We start from the raw sequence: 11,922 nt of genomic DNA on the forward strand, positions 1-11,922 counted from the left end.
CTTCTCTCAACGAACTTGTGGACCGATGAACCGGCTCTTGGCTTCAATGTGGACGTTGTCGTCATCGGCATCCTTGAGGATGAATTTCACCTCGTTGGTGCTCGATGGCAGTTTTTCCGGAGCGATGGACAGTTCGACCGGTTGGCTGAAAATCTCTCCGGCGGCGACCTTGATCTCGCGCTTGCCTTGCAGCTTGAGGTCCGGCAGGCCAGCGGCTTCGAGCACGTAGGTGTGGTCGCGTTGATCCTTGTTCATGATCTTCAGGCTGTAGACGTTTTCGATCCGGCCTTCGGCGTTCTCGCGGTACAGCACGCGGTCCTTGCTGACGTCGAAACCGACCAACGAACGCATGAAGAACGCGGTCATCAGCAAAGCGATCATCGCCAACAGCACCGTGGCATAGCCGATCAGGCGCGGGCGCAGTTTATGGGTTTTTTGCCCGGACAGGTTGTGCTCGGTGGTGTAGCTGATCAGGCCGCGCGGGTAATCCATCTTGTCCATGATGCTGTCGCAGGCATCGATGCAGGCCGCACAGCCGATGCATTCGACTTGCAGGCCGTCGCGGATGTCGATACCGGTCGGGCAGACCTGGACGCACATGGTGCAGTCGATGCAGTCGCCCAGCCCCATGGCCTTGTAGTCGACGCCTTTTTTGCGCGGGCCGCGGCTTTCACCACGACGTGGGTCGTAGGAAACGATCAGGGTGTCTTTGTCGAACATCACACTCTGGAAGCGCGCGTACGGGCACATGTAAATGCACACCTGCTCGCGCAACCAGCCGGCATTGCCGTAAGTGGCGAGGGTGAAGAAGCCGACCCAGAAATACGACCAGCCGTCGGCTTCACCGGTGAAGAAGTCGATGGTCAGCTCGCGAATGGGCGAGAAGTAGCCCACGAAGGTCATGCCGGTCACGAAGCCAATCAACAGCCACATTGTGTGTTTGCTGAGTTTGCGCAGGAATTTGTTGGCGCTCATGGGCGCTTTGTCGAGCTTGATGCGCTGGTTGCGGTCGCCTTCGGTGACCTTCTCGCACCACATGAAAATCCAGGTCCAGACACTCTGCGGGCAGGTATAGCCGCACCAGACTCGCCCGGCGTACACGGTTATGAAGAACAGGCCGAAGGCGCTGACGATCAGGATCCCCGAGAGCAGGATGAAGTCCTGAGGCCAGAAGGTTGCGCCAAAGATGAAGAATTTGCGCTCCGGCAGGTTCCACCAGACGGCCTGATGGCCGCCCCAGCTCAGCCAGATCGTACCGAAATACAGCAGAAACAGCCCGGCACCGCCCATCATCCGCAGGTTGCGGAACAGGCCGGTGAAGGCGCGGGTGTAGATCTTTTCTCGAGAGGCGTAGAGGTCGACACTGTTGTTCTTGGCAGGTGTGACGTCGTGTACCGGAATCTGGTTGCTCATCATTGCATCCCACGGCAGTGGAAAAATGCCTCGGTCAGTACATGCCGACCGCGGTCAAAAAGGGTGTTGCAGTGGCGCAATGATACGCCTGTCGCTCTAACTCAAGGGTGCGACCTTTGGTCGCGTTGGGGAAAAATCTCGAATGGTGTAGCGAATGTAACAAAGCGTGATGCAGGTCAATTGACTATAAACGAATCATGTTCTTCCTTGGCAACCGACGCGCGATACAACAATGGAGTGCAGCGCGCTGCGCTGCACTCCATAACTGCGGCGGTTAGACCAGCCTCAAGGAAGCCGGCCGCCTCCCAAGCTGCCCAGTCCGCCGGTACCGCGTTTTCTATCTGCGCTGCTTTCGATATTTGCGAATCTTACACGAGGTTTCTGGATGCTTGTCTCGTTGACCACTTCTGTCAGTGGTGCGTCTTCATTGTTCCTTGGATGTTCAATGTTGTCGGGGTGAGTGCTAGTGTTTTGCTCGGACATAATGACTTCCTTGTGTGTTGAATAACTGTTGGGTTGGCTGAGTTCGGTGATGTACATTTGGTTCAGTTGAATAACGAGCCGACTTATGCCGTAAATTTTACTTCCGGTAATCCGATTGCTCGAACGTCCTTTGAAATTACTGATGCGCTGGACTGGCTTGAGCGTGACCTGAAGAGTGCGAGAGCGCAGGGAAAAATTATTATTCTCAATATGCCAAGGTTTATGACTGGGCAGGCAGTGATGCGCAAATTTCCCGATTTAAACAGATGATCGAGCAATACAAAGTGACCGCTGTGTTTGGCGGGCATGATCACTGGGGGGTAGGGATCCATAGGTTTTCCAAAAAATGGGAGTTGTTTGGCGAAGTGCCGGTATTCATGAGCGGATCTGCTTCTCGGCAAACCTATCTGATTGGCAGTTTTACCGAAGATCGAAAGTCTCTGAAAATCAGCGCAGCACACAAAAGCAACTGGCCTAGTCGTGAAGTCGTGAGGCTCATTCCTGTGTTGAAGTAAGCAGGCTTGAGGCAGAAATGAAAACGGCCCCGCCAATTCACATTGGTGGGGCCGTTTTTTGTTGCCTCAAGCGTTTGCCTTACTGAGCGTCCGCCACCGGCGCTTTCTCACCGTGAGACAGGCTGTAGACGTAAGCCGCCAGCAGGTGAACCTTGTCGTTGCCTTGCAGCTGTTCCTGCGCAGGCATCTGGCCCTGACGGCCGTAACGGATGGTCTGCTGCAGTTGAGCAAAGCTCGAACCGTAGATGAACGCTGCCGGGTGGGTCAGATTAGGTGCGCCCATTGCTGGCGTACCTTTGCCTTCCGGGCCGTGGCACACCGCGCAGTTGGCAGCGAACAGCTTCTGGCCGGCAACCGGGTCAGCCTTGGTGCCTTCCGGCAGCTTGCGGCCATCGAGGTTGGTCAGCACGAACGAGGCAACATTAGCAACGCCTTGCTCGCCGATCACTTCAGCCCACGCCGGCATGACCGCATGACGGCCACCCATGATGGTGGTCTTGATGGTTTCTGCCTCGCCGCCCCAGCGCCAGTCGGCGTCGGTCAGGTTAGGGAAGCCATAAGCGCCCTTGGCATCGGAACCGTGGCAAACCGAGCAGTTGGAGGCGAACAGGCGGCCACCCATTTTCAGGGCTTGCGGGTCTTTGGCCACTTCTTCGATGGGCATGGAAGCGAATTTGGCGAAGATCGGGCCGAACCTGGCGTCCGACTTGGCCATTTCCTTTTCCCACTCGTGAACGCCGGTCCAGCCGTTCTGGCCGTTGGCGAACGCGGTCTGCTTGTCGTTATCGAGGTAGTTGTAACCCGGCAGCAGGCCTTTCCAGTTACCCAGGCCCGGGTACAGAACCAGGTAGCCCAGGGCGAAGATGATGGTGCCCACGAACAGCATGAACCACCATTTCGGCAGTGGGTTGTCGTACTCCTCGATCCCGTCGAAGGAGTGGCCAACCGTTTCTTCAGTGGCTTCGCTGCGCTGGCCCTTGCGGGTGGACAGCAGCAGCCAGGTCAGGGTGAAGATAGTGCCGAGACTGAGGACTGTGACGTACAGACTCCAGAACGTAGTCATTCTTTGTTACTCCTAGAAGCTTGCTCGACGTGCTTGATGGCTTCGGGATCATCCGCGAAAGGCAGCAAGGTCGCGTCTTCAAACTCCGACTTGCGCTTGGGGCTGAACACCCACAACGCCAGACCGATGAAGGCCACCATCACAACAACGGTGCCCAGGCCACGAATCATCCCGATATCCATCTAAATCACCGTTTGCTTTTGATGATGGTGCCCAGGCCTTGCAGATAGGCCACCAGCGCGTCCATTTCGGTTTTGCCCTTCACAGCATCCTGGGCACCGGCGATGTCTTCGTCGGTGTAAGGGACGCCGAGCGTACGCAAGACTTCCATTTTCTTGGCGGTGTCTTTGCCGTCGAGCTTGTTTTCCACGAGGAACGGGTAGGCCGGCATTTTCGACTCAGGCACCACGTTGCGCGGATTGTACAAATGCGCACGCTGCCAGTCATCGGAGTAACGACCGCCGACACGGGCCAGGTCCGGACCGGTACGCTTGGAACCCCACAGGAAGGGGTGGTCCCAGACGCTTTCACCGGCGACCGAGTAGTGGCCGTAACGTTCGGTTTCAGCACGGAACGGGCGGATCATCTGCGAGTGGCAGCTGACACAACCGTTGGCGATGTAGATGTCACGGCCTTCAAGTTCCAGCGCCGGGCGCGGCTTCATGCCCTCGACTGGCTTGTTGGTGACGTCCTGGAAAAACAGCGGAACGATCTGGGTCAGGCCGCCGATGCTGACGGCGATTACCATGAAGAAGGCCAGCAGGCCAATGTTCTTCTCGACTGCTTCATGCTTCATCAGTGAGCTCCAACTACAGCAATCTGAGCGGCGGCTTCGGCTTCAGCCGGGTTCGAGGCACGTACGGTACGCCATACGTTGTAGGCCATGAACAGCATGCCGCTGGCAAAGAACGCACCGCCCAGGGCGCGAACGATGAAACCAGGATGGCTGGCTTGCAGCGCTTCGACGAACGAGTAGGTGAGGGTGCCGTCATCGTTGATTGCACGCCACATCAGACCCTGGGTGATGCCGTTGACCCACATCGAAGCGATGTACAGAACGGTACCGATGGTCGCGAGCCAGAAGTGCGCGTTGATCAGACCGATGCTGTGCATCTGCGTACGACCGAACAGTTTCGGGATCATGTGGTAGATCGCGCCGATCGAGATCATTGCTACCCAGCCAAGAGCGCCGGCGTGTACGTGGCCGATGGTCCAGTCGGTGTAGTGAGACAGCGAGTTCACGGTCTTGATGGCCATCATCGGGCCTTCGAAGGTCGACATGCCGTAGAAGGCCAGCGATACCACGAGGAAGCGCAGGATCGGGTCGGTGCGCAGCTTATGCCAGGCGCCCGACAGGGTCATCATGCCGTTGATCATGCCGCCCCAGCTTGGCGCCAGCAGGATGATCGACATCGCCATGCCCAGCGACTGAGCCCAGTCCGGCAGAGCGGTGTAGTGCAGGTGGTGCGGACCGGCCCAGATGTACAGGGTAATCAGCGCCCAGAAGTGAACGATCGACAGACGATAGGAGTAGATCGGACGCTCGGCCTGCTTCGGAACGAAGTAGTACATCATCCCCAGGAAGCCGGTGGTCAGGAAGAAACCCACCGCATTGTGGCCATACCACCACTGGATCATCGCGTCAGTCGCACCCGCGTAGGCCGAGTAGGACTTGAAGAAACTGACCGGCAGGGAAGCGTGGTTGACGATGTGCAGCATCGCCGTCACAACGATGAAGGCACCGTAGAACCAGTTACCCACATAGATGTGCTTTGTGTTGCGCTTGGTGATGGTGCCGAAGAACACCAGACCGTAAGTAACCCAGACGATGGCCAGCAGAATAGCCAGGGGCCATTCCAGTTCCGCGTATTCCTTGGTGGTGGTGTAACCCAGCGGCAAGGTAATGATCGCGCCGACGATCACCGCTTGCCAACCCCAGAAGGTGAAGGCGGCGAGGCTGTCGGAAATCAGTCGCGTTTGGCAGGTTCGCTGCACGACGTAATAAGAAGTGGCAAACAATGCGCAACCACCGAAGGCGAAAATCACCAGGTTGGTGTGCAACGGGCGCAGGCGTCCAAAGCTCGTCCATGCCAGACCGAAGTTCAACTCCGGCCAGACCAGTTGCGAGGCAATGAAGACACCGAGCGCCATGCCAAGGATCCCCCAGACCACCGTCATGATGGCGAACTGGCGGACTACCTTATAGTTATAAGCAGTCGGACTGATTGCTGTGCTCATTCTAAGGTTCCACGGTTTGGGTGTTTTATTAGGAGTAAAAATCGGTCGCAAGTATGGAGAAAGCGAGGGGTCATTGCAACGCGCCATGACCTGGGTCAATGCTTTCAAAAGCTGATTCTGCGGCCTTTCCATGCGCCGAGTAAGGACAAAATTGCCCCAGAGCAAAATGTCGCAGCAGACGAAAATGGTGAGGGGGTCAGGTCGGATGTAACGGGGTGTGTTCAAACCCAACGATCGGGTGACAGATGGCAATTGGCAGGACAGCCGGTATCTACCAGCCTTTGCGGCTTGTCATCGAGCAGATTCGTCAAACACATCGGGTTGGGTCGACCTGGAACCGGCTCATGCCAGTCCGCATCGGAGCAAGCTTAGACCCGAATCCGGGGAACCGAAAGGAGGACTAACGGAGGGTGCGACACTTGGTCGCAAAGAAGCAGGGAACTGCCGCATCCGGAAGAATGCGGCAGCAGAGCGGTCGAGATTTATTCGTGTTTGCCTTCAGCCTGCAAACGATCTGTGCTCAGACCCTGGGACAAGCTGTAAACGTAAGCGGCCAGCAGTTGCACCTTGTCGTTACCGAGCAATTCGTTCTGCGCCGGCATATGGCCCTGGCGGCCATGACGAATCGTTTGTTCAAGCTGCGTCAGGCCTGTTCCATAGATAAAACCGGCTGGTTGCGTCAGATTCGGCGCGCCCATGGCTTCAGTGCCCTGGCCGTTTGCTCCATGACAGGCTACACACAGGGTGCTGAACGCTTGCTGTCCGGCTTGCAAATTGGCACCGCTGTCGGCAGGCAACGGCAGGCCGGCCAGGTCATGCCGCACATAAGCGGCGACATTCTTCACTCCGGCATCACCGAGGATTTCGCCCCAGGCCGGCATTGCGGCCATACGACCGCCCATGATCGTGGCTTTGATGGTGTCGGCGTTGCCGCCCCAGCGCCAGTTGCTGTCAGCCAGGTTCGGGAAGCCAAACGCGCCCTTGGCATCCGAGCCGTGGCAGACCGCGCAGTTGGAGGCAAACAGGCGTCCGCCCATTGTCAGCGCTTGCGGATCCTGGGCCACTTCCTCCACGGGCATCGCCGCGAATTTGGCGAAGATCGGTCCGAACTTCGCATCCGACTTGGCCATTTCCTTTTCCCACTCGTGGACGCCGGTCCAACCGTCCTCGTAACCCGGCAGGATGCCTTTCCAGTTGCCCAGCCCTGGGTAAAGCACCAGATAGCCCACGGCAAACACCAGCGTGCCGGCGAACAGCATGAACCACCACTGCGGCAGCGGGTTGTCGTACTCCTCGATGCCGTCGAAGCTGTGGCCCATGGTCTGGTCGACGCTGCCCTTGGTTTCGCCCTTGCGGGTGCCGATCAGCAGCCAGGTCAGGCCGATCAGGCTGCCGATGGTCAGTACGCAGATCCACGTACTCCAGAAGGTGGTCATGACCGGGTACTCCTTTTTGTTGCAGGTTCTTGGGTGATGACGCTGTCGGGCTGCGGCTCGTCGGCGAACGGCAGCAAACGCGCTTCGGCAAATTCCGGATTGCGCTTGCCGTTGAACACCCACAGCGTCAGGCCGACAAAGGCCACGAACACCACGACCGTGCCCAGGCCGCGGATCATTCCACTGCTCAATTCGCTACTTATTCCAAAGAACATGGCCATGACTCACCTCTTGCTCTTGATGGATGTGCCAAGCACTTGCAGGTAAGCGACCAGTGCGTCCATTTCGGTCTTGCCCTTGAGCGAGGCGACTGAGCCTGCGATGTCGTCGTCGGTGTACGGCACGCCGAGGGTGCGCATCGCCTTGATCTTGCTTTCGGTGTGGCTGCTGTCGAGTTGATTGTCCACGAGCCACGGATAGCCGGGCATTTTCGATTCCGGCACCACGTTGCGCGGGTTGTACAAATGCGCGCGGTGCCAGTCTTCGGAGTAGCGACCGCCGACCCGAGCCAGGTCCGGACCGGTACGTTTCGAGCCCCACAGGAACGGGTGATCCCAGACACTTTCACCGGCCACCGAGTAGTGGCCGTAGCGTTCGGTCTCGGCGCGGAACGGGCGGATCATCTGCGAATGGCAGCCGACGCAGCCTTCGCGGATGTAAATGTCGCGACCTTCCAGTTGCAGCGCGGTGTAGGGCTTCATGCCTTCCACCGGCTTATTGGTCACGTCCTGGAAGAACAGCGGGACGATCTGGGTCAGGCCGCCAATGCTCACAGCCAGCACCATCAACAACATCAGCAGGCCGACGTTTTTCTCGATTGTTTCGTGTTTCATGGCGGCCTCCTCAGGCGATCTGCGCGGCAGCGGCGACTTCGGCAGGCTGCGAGGCCCGCACGGTGCGCCAGGTGTTGTAGGCCATCAGCAACATGCCGCTGAAGAAGACCGCACCACCCACCAGTCGCACGACGAAGCCTGGGTGGCTGGCCACCAGGGTTTCGACGAAGGAGTAGGTCAGCGTGCCGTCTTCATTGATTGCGCGCCACATGAGGCCCTGGGCGATACCGTTGACCCACATCGAAGCGATGTAGAGCACGGTGCCGATGGTGGCGAGCCAGAAGTGCGCGTTGATCAGGCCGATGCTGTGCATCTGCGTGCGGCCAAAGATTTTCGGAATCATGTGGTACAGCGCGCCGATAGAGATCATCGCTACCCAGCCAAGAGCGCCGGCGTGAACGTGGCCGATGGTCCAGTCGGTGTAGTGGGAGAGGGCGTTGACCGTTTTGATGGCCATCATCGGCCCTTCGAAGGTCGACATGCCGTAGAACGCCAGCGAGACCACGAGGAAGCGCAGGATCGGATCGCTGCGCAACTTATGCCAGGCGCCCGAGAGCGTCATCATGCCGTTGATCATCCCGCCCCAGCTTGGCGCGAGCAGGATCAGCGACATCACCATGCCCAGCGACTGAGCCCAGTCCGGCAGCGCAGTGTAGTGCAAGTGGTGCGGGCCGGCCCAGATGTACAGGGTGATCAGCGCCCAGAAGTGCACGATCGACAAGCGGTAGGAGTACACCGGACGCTCGGCCTGTTTCGGCACGAAGTAGTACATCATCCCGAGGAAACCGGCGGTGAGGAAAAAGCCTACGGCGTTGTGCCCGTACCACCACTGAACCATGGCATCGGTCGCACCCGCGTACACCGAGTAGGACTTGGTGAAGCTCACCGGCAGCTCAAGGTTGTTGACGATGTGCAGAATCGCCACGGTGATGATGAATGCACCGAAGAACCAGTTGCCGACGTAGATGTGCTTGGTCTTGCGCGTCGCCAGCGTGCCGAAGAACACCACGGCGTAGGCGACCCAGACGATGGTGATCAGAATGTCGATCGGCCATTCCAGCTCGGCGTATTCCTTGGAGCTGGTGTAACCCAGCGGCAAGCTGATGGCCGCCAGCAGGATCACCACTTGCCAACCCCAAAAGCAGAACGCGGCGATTTTCGGCGCGAACAACTTGGTTTGGCAGGTGCGCTGCACCGAATAGAATGAACTGGCGAACAGGGCGCAACCGCCAAAAGCGAAGATCACTGCGTTGGTGTGCAGCGGGCGCAGGCGCCCGAAGCTGGTCCACGGCAGATTGAAGTTGAGTTCAGGCCAGACCAATTGGGCCGCGAGAAAAACCCCGAGCCCCATGCCGACGATGCCCCACACCACCGTCATAATGGCGAATTGGCGGACCACCTTGTAGTTGTAGGCGGTACTGATAGAAGTGTTCATGGTTCCCCATCCACGGTTCAGCCGAAGTGAAGGCCCGTCTTTGCGAGTAAGCCGCAAGGCAGACGCTCCCTTCGCCTGGAGTTATAGGCAGACTAAAAGCGAGGCAAGCATGGACAAAGAGCACAAGGCCAGTATTGACGGGGATCAATGGGCGCAGTGTGTGCAGGATCATGGATGGTTGTGGAATGAGGCTGCTTTAAAGGTCTCGGCTGAACCTGTGACGCTGATTCTCGCTCATGGCGCTGGGGCGCCGATGGACAGTGGCTGGATGAACGACATGGCTGCGCGCCTTGCTGCTCAAGGCGTCAATGTGCTGCGTTTCGAGTTTCCCTACATGGCACAACGGCGCATTGATGGCGGCAAACGTCCTCCGAACCCGGCGCCAAAGTTGCTGGAGTGCTGGCGTGAGGTTTACCCCGTGGTGCGACGCCATGTCGCTGGGCGCCTGGCCATTGGCGGTAAGTCCATGGGCGGACGGATGGCGAGTTTATTGGCCGATGAGTTGGGGGCGGATGGGTTGGTGTGTCTGGGTTATCCGTTTTATGCGGTCGGCAAACCGGAGAAACCCCGAATCGAGCATTTGGCCGCGCTCAAGACACCGACGTTGATTGTGCAGGGTGAGCGAGATGCGCTGGGGAATCGCGAGGCCGTCGAGGCTTATACATTGGCACCGAGTATCGAGGTGTTCTGGCTGGTGGCGGGGGATCATGACTTGAAGCCGTTGAAGGCTTCCGGGTTTACGCATGAGCAGCATTTGGCGGCTGCGGCGCAGAAGGTATCGGCGTTTCTCGGTCAGTGATCGTTCCCACGCTCTGCGTGGGAATGCCTCAATGGACGCTCTGCGTCCGCTGGTGGGACGCGGAGATTCCCACGCGGAGCGTGGGAATGATCAGGTGAGGATCAGCGGTTAAACCGCTCCACCAACGAATACTGAGTATTCGCCGTCTTCGTCAGCTCTTCACTCAACAACGCCGAGTGTTGAGCCTGTTCCGACGTCTGATCTGCCAGTTGCGAGATGTTGCTGATGTTGCGGCTGATTTCTTCGGCGACAGCGCTTTGCTCTTCGGTCGCGGCGGCAATCTGGGTGGTCATGTCGGTGATGTTGGCCACCGCTTCGCTGATCCCCACCAGTGCCTGGTCCGCTTCCAGTACCCGCGCTACACCTTCTTCGGCCTGGCGATGCCCGGCTTCCATGGTTTGAACTGCAGTGCTGGCGGTTTGCTGGAGCTTGGCGATCAGCGCGTGGATCTGCCCGGTGGATTCGCTGGTGCGTTGCGCCAGTTGACGGACTTCGTCGGCAACCACAGCAAACCCACGCCCCATCTCGCCGGCACGGGCCGCTTCGATGGCGGCGTTCAAGGCCAGCAGGTTGGTCTGGTCGGCGATGCCTTTGATCACATCGACCACGCCACCGATTTCGTCGCTGTCCTTGGCCAGTTGGGTCACGGTCATACCGGTTTCACCGACCACCACCGACAGTCGCTGGATGGCTTCGCGAGTTTCCCCGGCGATGTCGCGGCCGCGACCGGTGAGGCGATTGGCTTCCTGGGTGGCGTCGGCAGTGCGCTGCACGTGGCTGGCGACTTCTTGAGTGGTAGCCGCCATCTGGTTGACAGCGGTGGCCACTTGCTCGGTTTCGACGCGCTGACGTTCCAGGCCAGTGGAGCTTTTGTGCGCCAGGGTGTCGGACTGTTTCGCTTGCTCGTTCAGGTGCTCGGCGGTGTCCTGCAGACGGGTCAGGCAGGTTTTCAGGCGCGCTTCCTGGCTGAGGATCGACATCTCCAGACGTGCTTGAGCGCCACGGCTGTCGGTGTACATCTGCGCGATCAGCGGGTCGGAGGTCGTCTGTCCGGCCAGTTGCAGCAGACGCTTGAGGCCGCGCTGTTGCCAGCTCAAACCCAGCAAGCCCAATGGCACAGAGAGACCGGCGGCCAACGCAAAACCCCATTGGGAGTTGAGCGACGCACCGATCATGAAGCTCAGCTGGCTGACCAGAATGAACGGCAGCCAGTCCTGCAGCACCGGCAGCCATTTGTCTGTTGAAGGAATCGCCGACTTGCCCTGGTTGATGCGTTGGTAGAGTGCTTCGGCACGCTGGATCTGTTCGGCGGTGGGTTTGATCCGCACCGACTCGTAACCGATCACCTGGTTGCCGTCGAAAACCGGTGTGACGTAGGCGTTAACCCAGTAATGATCACCGGTTTTGCAGCGATTCTTGACGATGCCCATCCATGGCAAGCCTTGCTTCAGTGTGCCCCACATGTGCGCGAACACCGCGGCCGGGACGTCAGGGTGACGGACCAGGTTATGCGGCGCACGGATCAGCTCTTCACGAGAAAACCCGCTGATCTCGACGAACGCATCGTTACAGTAGGTGATCACGCCTTTGGCATCGGTGGTGGAAATCAACCGTTGCTGAGCCGGGAAGGTCCGTTCGCGTTGTGTAATGGGTTGGTTGTTACGCATGGCAATTTCAATCCGCAAGGCTTTGAATGGTTGTCGGCGC

Annotated in this window: 13 protein-coding genes; 3 read left to right on the forward strand and 10 right to left on the reverse strand. The window is 58.6% G+C overall.

The annotated features are described in order from the left end of the window. Positions 1–6: 6 nt before the first annotated feature. The gene (gene ccoG, locus ACYZT0_RS06145; RefSeq protein WP_462045058.1) at positions 7–1,413 is read right to left on the reverse strand and encodes a cytochrome c oxidase accessory protein CcoG; all 1,407 of its coding nucleotides are present in this window, start codon (positions 1,411–1,413) and stop codon (positions 7–9) included. Between the two features lie 516 nt (positions 1,414–1,929). Here ccoG and ACYZT0_RS06150 point away from each other — a divergent pair. Continuing rightward, positions 1,930–2,166: a hypothetical protein gene (locus tag ACYZT0_RS06150; RefSeq protein WP_462045059.1), complete on the forward strand. Its 237-nt coding sequence runs from the start codon at positions 1,930–1,932 to the stop codon at positions 2,164–2,166. Continuing rightward, a complete protein-coding gene (locus ACYZT0_RS06155) occupies positions 2,163–2,411 on the forward strand; it encodes a hypothetical protein (protein WP_462045060.1) in 249 nt (82 codons plus the stop codon). Before ACYZT0_RS06150 ends, ACYZT0_RS06155 begins: the two co-directional genes overlap by 4 nt. Before the next feature lie 79 nt (positions 2,412–2,490). Here the strand turns inward: ACYZT0_RS06155 and ccoP (ACYZT0_RS06160) are convergent, their stop codons facing one another. The 8 genes from ccoP (ACYZT0_RS06160) to ccoN (ACYZT0_RS06195) form a co-directional block, all read right to left on the reverse strand. Next, positions 2,491–3,474: a cytochrome-c oxidase, cbb3-type subunit III gene (gene ccoP / locus ACYZT0_RS06160; protein ID WP_462045061.1), complete on the reverse strand. Its 984-nt coding sequence runs from the start codon at positions 3,472–3,474 to the stop codon at positions 2,491–2,493. Next, positions 3,471–3,656 carry a CcoQ/FixQ family Cbb3-type cytochrome c oxidase assembly chaperone gene (locus ACYZT0_RS06165; RefSeq protein WP_003175465.1) on the reverse strand — a complete coding sequence of 62 codons (186 nt, stop codon included), beginning with the start codon at positions 3,654–3,656 and terminating at the stop codon, positions 3,471–3,473. Before ACYZT0_RS06165 ends, ccoP (ACYZT0_RS06160) begins: the two co-directional genes overlap by 4 nt. A 5-nt stretch (positions 3,657–3,661) precedes the next feature. Then, on the reverse strand, positions 3,662–4,270 hold the full coding sequence (ccoO, locus tag ACYZT0_RS06170) for a cytochrome-c oxidase, cbb3-type subunit II (RefSeq protein WP_462045062.1): 609 nt from the start codon (positions 4,268–4,270) through the stop codon (positions 3,662–3,664). Continuing rightward, complete coding sequence (gene ccoN / locus ACYZT0_RS06175) at positions 4,270–5,712, reverse strand: cytochrome-c oxidase, cbb3-type subunit I (RefSeq protein ID WP_462045063.1); 1,443 nt, start codon at positions 5,710–5,712, stop codon at positions 4,270–4,272. Before ccoN (ACYZT0_RS06175) ends, ccoO (ACYZT0_RS06170) begins: the two co-directional genes overlap by 1 nt. Before the next feature lie 482 nt (positions 5,713–6,194). Next, positions 6,195–7,148, reverse strand: coding sequence for a cytochrome-c oxidase, cbb3-type subunit III (gene ccoP / locus ACYZT0_RS06180; protein ID WP_462045064.1), 954 nt, complete (start codon positions 7,146–7,148; stop codon positions 6,195–6,197). Next, positions 7,145–7,363: a cbb3-type cytochrome oxidase subunit 3 gene (locus ACYZT0_RS06185; protein WP_462046508.1), complete on the reverse strand. Its 219-nt coding sequence runs from the start codon at positions 7,361–7,363 to the stop codon at positions 7,145–7,147. Before ACYZT0_RS06185 ends, ccoP (ACYZT0_RS06180) begins: the two co-directional genes overlap by 4 nt. A gap of 9 nt (positions 7,364–7,372) precedes the next feature. Next, complete coding sequence (gene ccoO, locus ACYZT0_RS06190; RefSeq protein WP_283183761.1) at positions 7,373–7,981, reverse strand: cytochrome-c oxidase, cbb3-type subunit II; 609 nt, start codon at positions 7,979–7,981, stop codon at positions 7,373–7,375. Between the two features lie 10 nt (positions 7,982–7,991). Continuing rightward, positions 7,992–9,416 carry a cytochrome-c oxidase, cbb3-type subunit I gene (gene ccoN, locus ACYZT0_RS06195; protein ID WP_462045065.1) on the reverse strand — a complete coding sequence of 475 codons (1,425 nt, stop codon included), beginning with the start codon at positions 9,414–9,416 and terminating at the stop codon, positions 7,992–7,994. Positions 9,417–9,525: 109 nt separating this feature from the next. Here ccoN (ACYZT0_RS06195) and ACYZT0_RS06200 point away from each other — a divergent pair, with 109 nt between their 5' ends. Continuing rightward, on the forward strand, positions 9,526–10,215 hold the full coding sequence (locus ACYZT0_RS06200; RefSeq protein ID WP_462045066.1) for an alpha/beta family hydrolase: 690 nt from the start codon (positions 9,526–9,528) through the stop codon (positions 10,213–10,215). 101 nt (positions 10,216–10,316) lie between these two features. Here ACYZT0_RS06200 and ACYZT0_RS06205 read toward each other — a convergent pair whose 3' ends face one another. Continuing rightward, positions 10,317–11,882, reverse strand: a complete 1,566-nt coding sequence (locus ACYZT0_RS06205) for a methyl-accepting chemotaxis protein (protein ID WP_462045067.1) — start codon at positions 11,880–11,882, stop codon at positions 10,317–10,319. Positions 11,883–11,922: the final 40 nt, after the last annotated feature.

The organism is Pseudomonas sp. ZS1P83 (assembly GCF_054897825.1).